This window comes from Pseudomonas sp. 05N432 (genome assembly GCF_056396945.1).
In genome coordinates this window covers 42435-58608 of sequence record NZ_JBFTMM010000002.1, presented here as the reverse complement: position 1 = coordinate 58608, position 16174 = coordinate 42435, and the positions used below count along the sequence as shown (strand labels likewise).

Annotated in this window: 11 protein-coding genes; 6 read left to right on the top strand and 5 right to left on the bottom strand. The window is 59.7% G+C overall.

The annotated features are described in order from the left end of the window. The first annotated feature begins 5 nt into the window (after positions 1–5). Genes AC1DHT_RS02550 through AC1DHT_RS02540 form a run of 3 tightly spaced genes read left to right on the top strand, consistent with a single transcriptional unit; the run spans position 6 to position 4295 of the window. The gene (locus AC1DHT_RS02550; protein WP_427541105.1) at positions 6–1130 is read left to right on the top strand and encodes a GNAT family N-acetyltransferase; all 1125 of its coding nucleotides are present in this window, start codon (positions 6–8) and stop codon (positions 1128–1130) included. Next, positions 1130–2908 (top strand): sensor histidine kinase, encoded by a 1779-nt coding sequence (locus AC1DHT_RS02545; protein WP_442114451.1) that lies wholly within the window; start codon positions 1130–1132, stop codon positions 2906–2908. The genes AC1DHT_RS02550 and AC1DHT_RS02545 overlap by 1 nt, the downstream gene beginning before the upstream one ends. Beyond that, complete coding sequence (locus tag AC1DHT_RS02540) at positions 2898–4295, top strand: sigma-54-dependent transcriptional regulator (protein WP_427541111.1); 1398 nt, start codon at positions 2898–2900, stop codon at positions 4293–4295. Before AC1DHT_RS02545 ends, AC1DHT_RS02540 begins: the two co-directional genes overlap by 11 nt. A gap of 135 nt (positions 4296–4430) precedes the next feature. Here AC1DHT_RS02540 and AC1DHT_RS02535 read toward each other — a convergent pair whose 3' ends face one another. Together AC1DHT_RS02535 and metE are read right to left on the bottom strand one after the other, a co-directional pair. Further along, positions 4431–5465: an alpha/beta fold hydrolase gene (locus tag AC1DHT_RS02535; protein WP_427541114.1), complete on the bottom strand. Its 1035-nt coding sequence runs from the start codon at positions 5463–5465 to the stop codon at positions 4431–4433. A 229-nt stretch (positions 5466–5694) separates the two neighbouring features. Beyond that, entirely contained in the window at positions 5695–8007 is a 2313-nt protein-coding gene (gene metE, locus AC1DHT_RS02530) for a 5-methyltetrahydropteroyltriglutamate--homocysteine S-methyltransferase (protein ID WP_427541117.1), read from the bottom strand. 108 nt (positions 8008–8115) lie between these two features. Between metE and metR the strand changes: the two genes are divergently transcribed. Continuing rightward, complete coding sequence (gene metR / locus AC1DHT_RS02525; RefSeq protein ID WP_427533420.1) at positions 8116–9033, top strand: transcriptional regulator MetR; 918 nt, start codon at positions 8116–8118, stop codon at positions 9031–9033. 134 nt (positions 9034–9167) lie between these two features. On the opposite strand, the gene AC1DHT_RS02520 is transcribed toward metR, so the two are convergent. The 3 genes from AC1DHT_RS02520 to nosR all read right to left on the bottom strand — a co-directional run bounded on the left by AC1DHT_RS02520 (position 9168) and on the right by nosR (position 11733). After that, on the bottom strand, positions 9168–9665 hold the full coding sequence (locus AC1DHT_RS02520; protein ID WP_427541120.1) for a GNAT family N-acetyltransferase: 498 nt from the start codon (positions 9663–9665) through the stop codon (positions 9168–9170). Positions 9666–9781: 116 nt separating this feature from the next. After that, the gene (locus AC1DHT_RS02515; RefSeq protein ID WP_427541123.1) at positions 9782–10216 is read right to left on the bottom strand and encodes an NUDIX hydrolase; all 435 of its coding nucleotides are present in this window, start codon (positions 10214–10216) and stop codon (positions 9782–9784) included. Between the two features lie 182 nt (positions 10217–10398). Next, entirely contained in the window at positions 10399–11733 is a 1335-nt protein-coding gene (gene nosR, locus AC1DHT_RS02510; protein WP_427541126.1) for a response regulator c-di-GMP phosphodiesterase, NosR family, read from the bottom strand. A gap of 262 nt (positions 11734–11995) precedes the next feature. On the opposite strand from nosR, the gene AC1DHT_RS02505 reads away from it, so the two are divergent. Then, positions 11996–14302: a GGDEF/EAL domain-containing response regulator gene (locus AC1DHT_RS02505; RefSeq protein WP_427541129.1), complete on the top strand. Its 2307-nt coding sequence runs from the start codon at positions 11996–11998 to the stop codon at positions 14300–14302. Beyond that, a complete protein-coding gene (locus AC1DHT_RS02500) occupies positions 14299–16170 on the top strand; it encodes a GGDEF/EAL domain-containing response regulator (RefSeq protein WP_427541133.1) in 1872 nt (623 codons plus the stop codon). The genes AC1DHT_RS02505 and AC1DHT_RS02500 overlap by 4 nt, the downstream gene beginning before the upstream one ends. Positions 16171–16174: the final 4 nt, after the last annotated feature.

Below are 16174 nucleotides of genomic sequence, written 5' to 3'. Positions count from 1 at the left end.
AAGACGTGATTACCGCCCAAGCCTTTTCAACTATCGAGGCCATTGAACGCTGCGCCTGGAATGACTGTTTCCCAGGGGAACTGGAGGACTGGGATTATTACCGGGCCGTTGAACAGGCGGGGGTCACCGACTTCCAGTGGCGCTACCTTGCACTCTATGAAGGCAGCGCATTGATTGCCGCAGCCGCGGCATTTACCACCCAGTACTCGCTCGACACCACGGTGCAGGGCATCGGCAAACGCATCACGCAACGCTTGCGCCAATGGTTGCCGGGCGTGCTGGATATTCGCTTGTATGCCTTGGGCTCGCCAGTGACCGAGCAATGCCACGCAAGCACCGCCAGCCACATCACCGAAGACCGACGTCCGGCGCTGCTGCGTCAGTTACTGACGTTGGCTCGTAACGATGCCAACCAGGCGGGTATCGGCCTGTTGGCGGTCAAGGATGCACCCAGCCACGATCAGCAGTGGATTGACGTCTGCCGCGAGGCCGGGCTGCAAACCATGCCTGGTTTACCGAGTGCGGTATTGCCGATCACGTTCGGCTCACTCGATGCCTATCTCGGCACACTGGGCAAATCCACCCGCAAGGACTTGCGCCGAAAACTTCGGGCGCAAGGCCCGCGAATCGAATGGCGACGCTCGGTCGACGATGTATTGCCCCAGATGATGCGTTTGTATGAAGCCACCCTGGCGCGCAGTGATCTGGAGTTCGAACGACTGTCCGCAGCGTATTTCACCAGTATCCTCGAACACCTCGACCAACGTGCCGCGTGCGTGCTGTATTGGGTGGGCGAGCAACTGGTGGCGTTCAACCTGGTGTTGCTGGACGAACATCGACTGGTGGACAAATTTTTTGCCCACGACCTGGAACAGACCCGTGAGTACAACCTGTACTTCAGAAGCTGGCTGACCAATGTCGACTATTGTATTCAACACAAAATCCCGCTGTATGAGTGCGGCCAGGCCGGTTATGCCAGTAAGCTGCGGCTCGGTTGTAAATTCGAAGGCAATACGCTGTTTTTTCACCACCGCAACGGGTTGCTCAATACAGTATTGAAACTCGTGAAACTGTTTGTCCGACCGGATAAATCCGACCCTGCCATGGCTGCTGCGATAAGCGAAACCTGATGATCAAAGTCCGACGCCGTAAAGCCCTGCCCTTCGCCATCTCCCGCTGGAGCCTGCAACGCAAGCTGGTATTGGCATTCTGGCTGGTCAGCGTGATCCCGACCATGATCGCAGCGGAACTGGCGGCCACCACGCTGTCACAGATCTTCGATAGCAACGTGCGCATCTGGTTGCAGGAGTCGACCAAGATCGTCGAAGACGAGGTCCGGGAAATCCTCCGCGAAAACACGCGGGTCGCCCAGTTGTTACTGCGCCACATCCGCCCGATCAACGACCAGCTCTCGGCCCGGCAGGACCGCCTCAGCGCCGACATTGCCGAAGCCATGGGCATCGACGTCGTGACGCTGGTGCGCACCAGCGATCACAAAGTGCTGTTCAGTACCGTGGCCGACGACATCGTCCAGCAAATCAACACCGCGCCCAAAGCCGTCCTGCAAACCATTCAGGTCACGGGCGCGTCCACCGGCATCCTGGTCTCGACCTTCCAGACAACCCAGGCTGGGGTCGATTATCAGTTGGTCCTCGCCAACTACCTGGACAGCAGCTTTCTCACCAGCGTCGCCGATGTGCATTCCCTTGACCTGCGGTTGTACCTGGCCAAGGCCGATGACTTCTCGGAAATTTTCGCGACCCAGCGCTTCGAAGATCACCCCATGAAGGTGCCCGAAGACATCGAGCAGATCCTGCGCACCACGAAAAATCCGATCGAACAGTTCACCAAAAACTACAGCGGCATCTATCGGCCAATCCTCAATGACAGCGGTGAACTTCAGGGGGTGATCTTCAGTGGCCTGCTGCGCCACAACAGCCTGGTCGGGCTGGTGAACCAGAGCAACCTGTTCATCCTGATTTTCATCCTCAGTTCGGCGCTGTCGCTGGGTGTCGGCTGGCTGGTCTCGCAACGCCTGACCCAGCCCCTGCGCGCGCTCTCCAAAGGCGTTCGGGCGGTGATCGACGGCGATTATCGTCAGCGAGTGCCGGTTTATGGCAGCGACGAACTGGCCGAACTGAGCAGCACCTTCAACCACATGACCGAACGTCTCGGCGAGTTGCAGCACCTGGAGTCGCAACTGCGCCGCCGCGATCGCTTGCACGCCCTGGGTGAAGTGGCCATGGGCCTGGCCCATGAAATCCGCAACCCGCTGGGCATCATCAAGACCGCGACCCAATTGTTGCACCGTCGCGCCGACCTGCCCGAAACCGACAAACGGCATCTTGAATACGTGGTCAGCGAGGTCACCCGAATCAACGACCTGATCACCGACTTCCTCGACTTTGCCAAGCCCAACGCGCCCATGCGCTCCACCCAACCGGTGCGACCGCTGATTGATGAGTTGGTCGGGTTCTGCGCCCCGGAACTGGCGACTCACAACATCGACGCCCGAATCGAAGATACCGCCCCCGGCGCGACCATCTATGCCGACGCACGACAGCTCAAACAGGCTTGCCTGAACCTGGTGATCAATGCCATAGACGCAATGCCTGACGGCGGCCGCCTGACCCTGGGCATAACCACCGATAAGGAATACACCGTCATCAGTGTTTCCGACACCGGCCAGGGCATCGAACCGGACATGCTCGAACGGATTTTTACACCGTTCGTCACCACAAAGGCTTCAGGTACAGGCTTGGGGCTGGCAAAAGTCTTCTCGATCATGGAAAACCATGACGGACGGGTCGAATGCATCAGTGAAAAAGATGCCGGCTCCACATTCAGCCTGTACATTCCGGCCAACGGTGAAGACGACAGCGACGACGAGGACAGTGATGACGCATAACATTCTGGTGGTCGATGATGAGCCCAAGCTTTGCGACTTGTTGGCCTCAGCCCTGAGCCAGAACGACATCCAGGTGTTCACCGCCAGCAATGGCCTGCATGCGCTCAAGGTGCTGGAACAGGAAAACATCGACCTGGTGATCAGCGACTGGCGCATGCCTGGAATGGACGGGCCGCAGTTGCTGGCGGAAATCAAAGTGCGTTATCCGCAACTGCCGGTGATCGTCATGACGGCCTACAGCACGGTGAAAAATGCCGTGCAATCGATGCGCAATGGCGCCTTCGACTACATTGCCAAGCCGTTCGACATCGATGAGCTGGACATCACCGTCAACAAGGCCCTGCAATTTCGCGACATCCTCAAAGACAACCAGCGCATGCGCGCCGAGCTTGAAGAACACCAGCAGATCGACAGCCTGGTGGGCGACAGCCCGACCTTCCGTCGAGTGCTGCAAGCAGTGGATTCGGTACGCGAAAGCAATGCGACCATTCTGCTCACCGGCGAAAGCGGTACTGGCAAGGAAATGGTCGCCCGGGCCATCCACAAACATGGCAACCGCGCTGACAAACCCTTCGTCGCAGTGAACTGTGCAGCGATCCCCGAAGGGTTGCTGGAAAGTGAAATGTTCGGCCATCGCAAAGGCGCCTTCACCGGCGCCGTGACGGACCGGGTCGGGCGCTTCATGCAGGCCGACAAGGGCACGCTGTTTCTCGATGAGGTCGGCGACATGCCGCTGGCCTTGCAGGCAAAAATCCTCCGGGCCTTGCAGGAGCGAGTGATCGAGCCGGTAGGCGACCCGCGCGAGCGCAAAGTCGATGTGCGAGTGATCGCCGCCACCAACAAGAACCTGCTGGAAGCGGTGGCCAACAAAGAGTTTCGCGAAGACCTCTACTATCGCCTCAATGTGTTCCCGATCCCCCTGCCCGCCCTGCGTGAACGGGTCGAAGACATCGCGCCACTGGCCCGACACTTCGCTCATACCCTGGGCGCTACCGCCGGCAAGCGGATCACCGGTTTCAGCCCGGAAGCCTTGCAGGCCATGGCCAATTATTCATGGCCGGGGAATATCCGCGAACTGCAGAACTGCGTTGAACGAGCAACCATCGTGGCCTCGGGTTCAGTCATCGAGGAAGATGATCTGCCGGCGTACCTGTTCGCCTCAAGGCCCACCGTCGACGGCGCCCGCGTGGCCCTCAACGAAGGCACTGGCGTGCCGCCAGACCTTGACGCCGCGCTGATGGAAGTCGAGAAGTCCTACATTCTTGCCGCCCTGCAACAAAGCAATGGCGTACAAGCGGCCGCCGCGCAACTGATCGGTATCTCGGAGCGCAGCTTCTGGTATCGGCTGAAAAAACTCGGGATTCACGTGGACAAAATCGTCCGCTGAAATCGGCCACGTCCCCAACCTTGTGGGAGCGAGCCTGCTCGCGATGGCGATGACACTATTGTCATAKATGTCGGCTGATACTCCGTCATCGCGAGCAGGCTCGCTCCCACAGGGCTCTTGCCCATTACAAACGTTTTACAACAGATTCGGTGCCTGCACCGGATTGATCTGCGCCCAATGCGAGGTGTCCTCACGATGGGTTTTCAGGTACGGCAACACCGCCGCCAGTAATGGCGCCTTGAACGCTTCCTGAAAACGATGAGCCAGCCCCGGAATCAGCTTCAACTGACTGCCCTGGATATGCGCCGCCAAATGAATGCCATGCATCACCGGCAACAGCGGATCAGCGGTGCCATGCACCACCAGCGTCGGCACCCGCAACTGGTTGAGCAGCGCCACCCGGCTCGGCTCGGCGAGGATCGCCATGATCTGGCGTTTCACGCCTTCAGGATTGAACGCCCGGTCGTACGCCACCGCGGCCTGATGCAACAGCGCCTGACGATCATCACTCACCTGCGGACTGCCCAACGCGGCCAGCAGATCGGCCTGTTGCTCCAGTGCAACCTCGCGGTTCGGTGCACTGCGCCGTGAGAGCAATTGCACCAGCGCCGCATTCGGCGCCGGCAGCCCTTCTGCGCCGGAACTGGTCATGATCAGCGTCAGGCTCTCGACCCGCTGCGGTGCCATGGCCGCCATGTGCTGGGCGATCATCCCGCCCATGCTCGCGCCCAGTACATGGAATTGCTCCACGTGCAGCGCATCCATCAGGCCGAGCGCGTCGTCCGCCATGTCGGTCAGGCTATACGGCGCCGCTACGGGTAATCCGAGCTTGTAGCGCAGCACCTCAAAGGTCAGGTTGGCGTTGGCCGGAGCCTGACGCCAGGTCGACAGTCCGACATCGCGATTGTCATAGCGAATCACCCGGAAACCCTGCTCGCACAGCGCCACCACCACCTCGTCCGGCCAGTGAATCAACTGGCCACCCAAGCCCATCACCAGCAGTAACGCAGGATCGGACGCACGACCGATGCTCTGATACGCCAGGCTCACCTGCGCCAGATCGACCCGTTCGGTCGGCACATTGATATCGCAGCGCGATGCCGCCAAGGACGGTAAGCCGAACAGCAGCGCGGCCAGAAAAACCGCAGTTGAAAAAAATCGTACCCGCATGAAGAAACACCGAAACGCAGAACCCCAGTAGAGAGCGAGTCTGATGAACTTTGTTAAAGCGCGCTGCCACAGTTACGTGACAGTTTGATGAAGAGTGCCGAGCGGTCGATTCGTAGACCGCGTTATCGTTCATCGCGAGCAGGCTCGCTCCCACAGGATTTATGTCGGATACAGAGTTTGTGTACGACACCGATCAACTGTGGGAGCGAGCCTGCTCGCGATGGCGTCCTTAAGCCAACTGATTACGCAACTGCCGCGCGGCGGCGACCATATTCACCAACGCCGCCTCAGTCTCCGGCCAGGCGCGGGTTTTCAGGCCGCAGTCCGGGTTGACCCACAGCCGTTCGGCCGGGATCCGCTGCACCGCCTTACTCATCAACTTGACCATCTCGGTGGTGTCCGGCACCCGTGGCGAGTGGATGTCGTAGACGCCCGGACCGATGTCGTTCGGGTAGTCGAAGGCCTTGAAGGCTTCCAGCAATTCCATGTCCGAACGCGAGGTCTCGATGGTGATCACATCCGCGTCCATCGCCGCGATGGATTCGATCACGTCGTTGAATTCGCTGTAGCACATGTGGGTGTGGATCTGGGTTTCATCACGCACGCCGGACGCGCTCAAGCGGAACGCTTGCACCGCCCAGTCGAGGTATTCCGGCCATTGCGCCCGGCGCAGCGGCAAACCTTCGCGGAACGCCGCTTCGTCGATCTGGACGATTTTGATCCCGGCCTGCTCCAGGTCGACCACTTCATCGCGCAGGGCCAGCGCCAATTGTTGCGCCTGGACTTTGCGCGACACGTCTTCACGCGGGAACGACCACATCAGCATCGTCACCGGCCCGGTCAGCATGCCTTTCATGACCTTGTCGGTCAGGCTCTGCGCGTAGCTGATCCAGTCGACAGTCATGGCTTTCGGACGGCTCAGGTCACCGTAGATGATCGCCGGCTTCACACAGCGCGAACCGTAGCTCTGAACCCAGCCGAAACGGGTGAACAGGTAGCCGTCGAGTTGTTCGGCAAAGTACTCGACCATGTCGTTGCGCTCGGCTTCACCGTGCACCAGCACATCGAGACCAAGACGTTCCTGGATTTGCACCGCATGACGGATTTCGCTGTGCATGGCGTCGGTGTAATCGTTGGCCGAGAGCTTGCCCTGTTTGAACGACTGGCGCGCCAGACGGATCGATGCGGTCTGCGGGAACGAGCCGATAGTGGTGGTCGGGAAAGCCGGCAAATTCAGACGTTCGCGTTGCAACTCGATACGCTTGGCAAACACCGAATGACGCTGGCTGTCGGTGTCGCAAATGGCTCTGACGCGGGCCTGCACCTCGGCTTTGTGGATGCGTGGCGACTGCGCACGACTGGCCTGCACGGCACGGTTCTGCGCCAGCGCAGCCTGGACCTTCGGCGCTTGCGGGTCGTTGAGCGCATCCCGCAGCACGGCGATTTCACCGCACTTTTGTACGGCGAACGCCAGCCAGCTCTTCAGCTCGGCGTCGAGTGTGTCTTCACGGTCCAGATCCACCGGGCTGTGCAACAGCGAGCACGAACTGCTGACCCACAGGTTGTCGCCATAACGCTCTTGCGCCGGTTTCAGTTGCGCCAGTGCCTGTTCCAGCTCGCAGCGCCAGACATTACGACCGTTGACCAGGCCCACCGACAGCACTTTGTAAGTCGGCAGGCGATCGAGTACCTGGCCCAGTTGTTCCGGCGCCCGTACCGCGTCGATGTGCAAGCCGTCCACGGGCAGGCTCACGGCCAGCCCGAGGTTGTCTTCCAGGCCACTGAAGTAGGTGGCCACGAGTTTCTTCAGCGGCGAATACTGAAGGATGTGATAGGCGCGTTCGAAAGCGTTTTTCCAGGCTTGAGGCAGGTCGAGGGTCAGGATTGGCTCATCGATCTGCACCCATTCCACACCTTGGGCCTTGAGCCGATTGAGGATTTCGCCGTACAGCGGCAGCAGGCGTTCGAGCAGCTCGAGCTTGTCGAAGTCGTTACCTTTGGTTTTGCCCAGCCACAAATAAGTCAAAGGGCCGATGATCACCGGCTTGACGCTGTGCCCGAGGGCGTGGGCTTCGTCGACTTCGTCGAACAGCTGCTCCCAGCTCAGTTTGAACGGCTGGTCAGCGCTGAATTCCGGGACCAGGTAGTGGTAGTTGGTGTCGAACCACTTGGTCAGTTCCTGCGCATGGTGCGTCTTGGCTGGCTCACCGCCGCAGCACTTTGCACTGGCGCCACGGGCCATCGCGAACAAGGTGTCGAGGGTCGGCAGGCCTTGCGCATCCTTGGTGCTGTCGAAGCGTTCGGGAATCACGCCAAAGGTCAGCGAGTGCGTCAGCACCTGGTCGTACCAGGCGAAGTCGCCCACGGGCAGCAGGTCGATGCCGGCGTCTTTCTGCACTTGCCAGTGTCTGGCCCGCAGTTCACGGCCGACGCTTTGCAACCCGGCCTGATCGAGGTCGCCTTTCCAGTAGGATTCAAGGGCTTTTTTCAGCTCGCGGTCGGCGCCAATGCGTGGAAAACCGAGTGTGTGGGCCAAGGCCATGGTGAGTTTCTCCCTATAAAAGATGGCCCTATTGTCGACAGCCAACCCAACATGAGACAAACTCAACCTTTTCGTGTTGATCACAAAATTTACTCATGGAGCCCCCCGGTGCTCGAAATACGTCACCTGAAAACCCTGCACGCCTTGCGCGAGGCCGACAGCCTGGTCGACGCCGCCGACCGTCTGCACCTGACCCAGTCCGCCCTGTCCCACCAGTTCAAAGAGCTGGAAGAGCGCATGGGCATGCCGCTGTTCGTGCGCAAAACCAAACCGGTGCGGTTCACCAGCGCCGGCCTGCGCCTGCTGCAACTGGCCGACGCGACCCTGCCGCTGCTGCGCGGTGCCGAACGTGACATCGCACGCCTGGCCGGTGGCACCGCCGGACGGCTGCACATGGCGATCGAATGCCACAGCTGCTTTCAGTGGCTGATGCCGACCATCGACCAGTTCCGCGATGCCTGGCCGGAAGTCGAGCTGGACCTGGCGTCGGGCTTTTCCTTCGCTCCGCTGCCGGCCCTGGCCCGTGGCGACCTGGACCTGGTGGTGACGTCCGACCCGTTGGAACTGGCCGGGATTACCTACGTGCCGTTGTTCACTTACGAAGCGATGCTCGCAGTGGCCAACCAGCATCGGTTGGCGAACAAGCCGTACATCGTCCCGGAAGATTTGCTCAGCGAAACCCTGATCACCTACCCGGTGGAACGCGATCGGCTGGACATCTTCACCCGCTTCCTGGAGCCGGCCGACATTGAACCGGCGCAGGTCCGTACTTCGGAACTGACGGTGATGATGATGCAACTGGTGGCCAGCGGCCGTGGCGTCTGCGGCATGCCACATTGGGCGCTGCATGAGTACAGCTCACGAGGTTACGTGAAGGCCAAGCGGCTCGGTGAGAAAGGATTGTTTGCCACGCTGTACGCGGCCATTCGCACCGACATGCTCGACGCACCGTACATGCGCGACTTCCTGCTGACAGCCAAGGACACCTCGTTCTCGACTCTGGATGGGGTCAGCGCGGTGCGCTGACTCACATGGATCGGGCAACACCGATCAAATGAGGGAGCGAGCCTGCTCGCGATTGCGGCGGCACATCCAGCATTGATATGACTGACACACCGCTATCGCGAGCAGGCTCGCTCCCACAGGTAATCGCACTGGTTTCAGATCTCGCGCCACATATGGATCTTGTCGAAGTACTCTTCGCCAACCCGCACTGCCAGCGGTTCGAGCCCGAACTGCACGAAACCGCAACGCTGGTACAACGCCATTGCGGCGTCATTGCCAGCGGTGACGGTCAATTGAATCAGCTTCAAACCCGACCGACGTCGTGCCTCGTCRAAAAGCGCCTGAACCAGCTGATAACCGAGCCCGCGCTGTCTGGCCGTGCCTGACACATACATACCGAACAGCGTTGACTTGTGCCGGGCTTTTTCCCGTGCCTCGAAGGCCAGGCCGACAATGCCCACCAGTTCGTCGCCTTCAAATGCGCCGAACAGCACGTCCAGCGGGCTGGTCAAGCGTGACTCCCACCAGCTCAACGGCATCACCGCGCGCTCGCGGACACTCGACGTGAACGCCTGCGGGTGACGGTCATAGGCCTCAAGCATCAGCGCCCGGTAAGCGAGTGCGTGGCTGGCATCGAGTCGTTGGATTGCCATGTGCTTCAGGACATGCGCTGGTTTGGGGGCAGCACCAGCACCAGCAGCAGCGAGGCCGCCGCAAAAATCAACGGATCGGGGGTTGGAATCATGACGCAGTCCTTGCCATTGAGCGGTCAGGCCGGAGCCGTCAGGGAGGCTCGATAAAACGGCAGGATCTGGTCTCGTGTCAATGGCGCCAGGATGACATCAACGACAGTGTGCGGATCAACCCACAGCACTTCTTCGATCTCTGCTGCCGGGGTGACCTGTTGCTGGATATCCAGCTGAAAAATCTCGGCCTCGACCACAAACCCCGGCTCATTGGCTGCCGGGGCGGAAAACTTGCCCAGATAACTCGCTTGAGTGGTGTCGATGAGCAAACCCAGTTCTTCTTCCAGCTCGCGGGCCAGCGCATCGATCGGTTGCTCACAGGCTTCAATCTTGCCACCCGGTTGCATGAAAGCCTGGGTCCCACGCTTGCGTACCAGCAGGGTTCGACCATCCGGGCCGATCAGCAAGGCAGCGGCAATGCGGATAATGCGCGGTGAAACAGAGGATGAAAGCGTCATGGATCAACGATGGTCCTGGGCAAAAGACGCAAGGATCACATGAGTGCAGGTTCTGCGTCACCTCGAAAAACACCGCCACTCAGGCTCCGCAGGAACATGGCTTGCCTGTGATGACGTCTGTGGAATCGCCATCGCCGGCAAGCCGTGCGCCTAAGGACGCCCGGTGAAGTTCACAACGCTATCTATGCAGAAATCACCGTTTCCAGCTCCTCGGGCACATGGACAAATACACTGTACCTGGCCCCTTCCATGGCTTCGAAGGCGATGAGTTTTTCCACCAGCGGACCATTGAGCACCTTGCCGGCATTGAGCAGCAGCATGCCGTTGTCGGCATTGAGGTTGCGCGCCAGCACCATCCCGGCTGCCAGGTCGCGGGTACTCAGCACCTTGACCGTCGGATCGCCGAGGGTGACATCACGCTGGTAGGTGGCGCAAACCTGAACGAAGTCCTCCACCAGCTCCGGATCGTAGAAACGCCCGCTGTATTTGCGGATGAACAGCAGCGCTTCATCACTGTTCATGTTTCGCTCAAGAATCAGCCCGCACTGCAATTCGATGAAGTCCACGGCCAGCTTCAGCAGGCGCGAACCCAAGGGGATTGCCTCCCCCTTGAGGCGATCGGGAAACCCGCTGCCGTCCCAGCGCTCCTGATGGTGCAGGATCAGGCGTGCGGCATCCTTCATCGGATCAAGGGTCATCAACAGCGATTCGCTCTGTTTCGGATAACCGCGATACAGCTCCCGTTCGGGGTGATGCAGCAGGTCCGAAGGCGTCGTCATCATGCTGTCGGTCCAGCTCAGCTTGCCGATGTTGTAAAGCGCCGCAGCCATGGTCAGGTCTCGGCTGCTGGCCTCATCCAGCCCATGGGTCTGGCAATAGATACGCACCAGATCGATGATTTGCCGGTTGGTTTGCTTGGCCGGTGGCAGACGCAGATTGGCCAGCAGCGAAAACACTTCGGTGCCGGTGACATAGCTGTGCTTGAGTTCTTCATAGGCCAGGTCGAGCATGTCGGCGGTCTGCTGCAGTTCGGCAGTGCGCGCTGCGACACGTTTTTCCAGGGACACGTTGAGCCGCTTCAACTCCTCGTTCTGATCCCACGTCAACTGCACCAGACGCAGCCGCTCGCGCTCCGAGCATTGATACGCCAGCGACTGACGCAACGTCAGCAGCATTTCCTCGTCGTTCCAGGGTTTGCTGATGTAACGGTGAATCTGCCCCTCGTTGATCGCCTTGATGATCATCGACAGGTCGGCATACCCGGTCAGCAGGATGCGTACGGTATCGGGATAGCGCTCGTGGATGTGCGCCAGCAGGGTCGCACCGTCCATGTTGGGCATCCGTGCATCGGTCATCACCAGATCGACCGGTTGCTGCTTCATGATCTCCAACGCCTGGGTGCCGCTGGTGGCCAGCAGCACCTCATAGGGTTGGCCGCGCAACAGCCGACGCAGGCTATTGAGGATCGATTCTTCGTCATCAACCAGTAACACTCGGGGTTTAAGCAGCTCATCCATGGCATTACCTCAGCTGAAACAGACCAGTCGTTTGTGAGCACCCAAGGGAATTCCCCCTCCTCCACGGGCCTGCACTACAGGCTAGACGGTTTTTCAGCACAGTTCGCTATAGATTTGACACACGGCAGGCGGCGAACTTGACAGTCGCAGACTATGCTCAGGGTACCTGGATCCAAGATCTGCCCCCTTAGCACACTGCGATCAGGAAGGGACGCCGTATGAACACAACGCTGCGAGGGCTCATTTGCAACGGTGCTTTGCAATGAAGACACCGTTTGCGCGAAAAAACCGGCGGATCCTGATCGTCGACGACACCGCCTCTATCCATCAGGACTTTGCCAAGATCCTCAGCCCCCACGTGCTCGACGATGATGCGCTGAGCAGCGCTGAAGAAGCCCTGTTCGGCACGCAAGTGGTGGCTTCGGATCTGGGGTTTGTGCTCGACAGCGCCTTTCAGGGCCTGGAAGCCCTGGGCAAGGTCGAAGCCGCCCTGGCCAAGGACCTTCCGTATGCGATGGCCTTTATCGATATGCGTATGCCGCCCGGCTGGGACGGTCTGGAAACCATCGAACGGCTCTGGCAGGTCGATCCAAAACTGCAAGTCGCGCTGTGTACCGCGTATTCCGACTACTCCTGGGACGATATCGCCGAACGACTGGAACTCGGCGATCGCCTGCTGATCCTGAAGAAGCCCTTTGATGCCATCGAAATCCGCCAGATGGCCAGCGCCCTGACCGTCAAATGGCAAATGACCGAAGAAGCCGCATTAAAGATGAACCTGCTGGAGCAGGCGGTCGAAGAGCGCACCCGCGAGCTGTCCGACGCCAATATCATCGTGCAGAACAGCCCGACCATTTTGTACCGGCTGCGCGGCGAACCCTCGTTCCCGTTGATGTACATTTCCCACAACATCACCAAATTCGGTCACGTGGCCGCGCAATTGGTGGCGTCGGCAAACTGGGCTCAGGAGCTGATTCATCCCGAGGACCAAGGCAAAGTCGACAATGCCATGGCACGGATACTCGACCGGGACGCTGTCGGGGCGTCCATCGAGTTTCGTCTGCGCACCGGCACCGGAGACTGGCGCTGGGTCGAAAACCGCTACGTGCCGGTGCGTAACCAGGACGGTCGTTTGCTGGAAGTCGAAGGCATCATCATCGATATCACCGAACGCAAACTGGCCGAAGAGAAGATCGCCCTGCTGGCACGTACCGACGGGCTGACCGGGCTGGCCAATCGGACGACGCTCCTCGAACGTCTGCACCAGGCATTCGCTGCCGCCCGTCGGGGCGGCGCACCCTTCGCCGTGTTCTACCTGGACCTCGATCATTTCAAACGCATCAACGACACCCTGGGGCATCCCATCGGGGATTTGCTGTTGCAGGAAGTCGCCCGACGCATCAAGGCCTGTGTCCGCGAAAACGACCTTGTGGCGCGTCTGGGTGGTGACGAGTTTGCAATCGTGCAACTCGATGCCAACGACCCAACACAGTCGGCGGCCCTGGCAGGCAAGGTCCGCGATGAGCTGGTGCTGCCCTACACACTCGACGGAAACAACGTGCGGGTTTCGGTCAGCATCGGCATCAGTACTTACTCCAGTATCAGCTTGAGTCCCGAGAGCCTGTTGGCTCAGGCCGACATGGCGCTGTATCGCTCCAAGGAAAAAGGCCGCAACCAGTACCATTTCCACTCCGAGGAGATCAATCAGGAAGTACTCGACCGGGTGTCGATTGCCAACGATTTGAAACAGGCCATCGAGCAAAACCAGCTGGAACTGCATTACTTGCCCGAAGTCGACCTGAGCACCGGGAAGATCCTCGGCATGGAAGCCCAGGTCCGCTGGAGTCATCCAGAGCGAGGAATACTGGAACCCGATATGTTTCTTCCCGCGGCGGAAAAAACCGGTGTAATCATCGCGCTCGGGCACTGGTTGCTGAATCGCGCTTGCCAGCAAATGCGTCAGTGGCGCGACGATGGCATGGCGCCCCCGGTGATTGCGATCAAGCTTTCGCTGGCCCAGCTCAAGAGCGGTCCGGACCTGATCTACGACGTGCTGCGCACCACGGCCCTGTGGAACCTCTGCCCCTGGGACCTGCGCTTCGACGTCACCGAAGCGACACTGGCGCAAACCAAATGGACCCACAACGATGTGCTGCCGCGCTTGCGTGAGCTGGGGGTGAAAATAGCCATCGACGACTTCGGCACCGAGTACTCCTCGTTCGACTACCTCAAGACCTATCGGGTCAATCACCTCAAACTCGCCCAGGCCTTCATCGACACCGCGACCCGCGATCCCGCCAGCGCCACGACCTTGCGCGCGATCATCAATTTCGCCCGCGAAGTGGGGATCGGCATCATTGCCGAGGGTGTCGAGACCCAGGAACATCGCAGCTCGCTGATCTCCACCGGCTCGCCAATGAACGCTCAGGGCTATTACTTCAGCAAAGCTGTCAGCGGCCAGCAGGCAGCGGCGTTGCTGATGGCCGGCAGCATCGTGCCTCCGACCTTCCCCGGCGCAACGAACCCGCTGCTCGAAGACTCGTCCTATACACCGGAGGACCGGGGATGAAACCATCGTTCGCCCCCACCAACCGGCGCATCCTGATCATCGATGACATGCCTTCGATCCATCAGGACTTTCGCAAGATCCTCAGCCCCGATGTGCCGGATGAGCCGTCGCTGGCCGGCACCGAAGAGCTGTTATTCGGCACTGAACGACGCGCTCACCCGAAGTTTTTCCTCGATTCCGCCTACCAGGGCAAAGAAGCGCTGGAACTGGTAAAACGTGCCCAGGCCGAGGGCAGGCCTTATGCCCTGGCGTTTACCGACATGCGCATGCCGCCAGGTTGGGACGGCCTGGAAACCATCGAACGACTCTGGGAGGTCGACCCGAACCTGCAAATTGCGTTATGCACCGCCTTCTCTGACTACACCTGGGAAGCGATGGCCGAACGCCTGGCGTTCGGCGACCAGTTGCTGGTGCTGAAAAAGCCTTTCGACAGCCTGGAAATCCGTCAGATGGCCAGTGCCCTGACCTGGAAATGGCAGATGGCGCAGGACGCGGCGATAAAAATGCTCAGCCTGGAGCGAACCATCGAGGACCGCGTTCAGGAGTTGCTCAAAGTCTCCCATCTGTTGCAATACGATGTACTCACCGGTCTGCCCAACAGCACCTTGCTGGGTGATCGACTGACTCAGTCCCTGGCCCTTTCACGGCGGCACGACAAACAACTGGCCGTGATGTTTCTGGGGCTGGACCGCTTCAAGCGTATCAACAACGCACTGGGCCATCCGGTTGGCGACGAAATGCTCAAACGGGTAGGCCAGAGCCTCGTGTCCACGGTGCGTGAATCCGATTCGGTGTTTCGCTACGGTTCCGACGAGTTCGTGGTGATCCTCGCGGACGTCCACCATCCCCAGCAAACCAAAGGCATTGCCGAAAAGCTGCTGAAAGCCGTCAACACCCAGCAGCACATTGCCGGCCATGACCTGAGCGTGACCGCCAGCCTGGGCATCAGCATCTACCCGGACGACGGCTTCGATGCCGTACCGTTGATCAAGAAAGCCGAAACCGCGATGCACAACGTCAAGGAAAGAGGCCTTAACGACTTCAGCTTTTTCATCGACGAGATGAATCAGCGCGCCCGTAAACAGCAAAGCATCGAATCCGGCCTGCGTCTGGCGCTGGAGCGCGACGAGTTCGTCCTGCATTACCAACCCAAACTTGATTTGCGTTCCGGCAAAGTGGTCGGTGCGGAAGCCTTGATTCGCTGGTTAAAACCCGGTCACGGGTGGGTGTACCCAACGGATTTCATCGGAGTGGCCGAGGACAGTGGGTTGATCGTTCCCCTGAGCAAATGGGTATTGACCCAGGCCTGCCAACAGGCCCGAGCCTGGCAACTGGCCGGATTGCCAGCGATCAGTATGTCCGTCAACGTTTCCGCCATCGACTTTCGTCAGAACGACTTTGTCGATGGTATCGTGCAGATCCTCGAACTGACCGGCCTCGACCCGACGCTGCTGGAGCTCGAAATCACCGAAAGCGTGCTGATGCAGAACGTCGAGGCTACCGTGCAGACCCTGCACGCCATCAAGGCGTTGGGCGTGCGCCTGGCAATCGATGACTTCGGCACCGGTTATTCCAGCCTGAGTTATCTGCGACGGTTCCCGGTCGATGTACTGAAAATCGACCAATCATTCATACGCGGGCTGAGTAGCGAAAACAACGACGCGGCGCTGGTCAGCGCCATCATCAGCCTGGGCAAGAGCCTCAACCTCAATATCATCGCCGAAGGCGTGGAAACCCTGGAACAGCTGGACTTTCTCAAGGCCCTCCAGTGTGAGGAAGGGCAGGGTTACTTCTTCAGCAAAGCCGTGCTCCCCCAGGAATTCGTACAGCTGCTCACCGACAGCCAACAGACACAACCGCGCACATAGACCG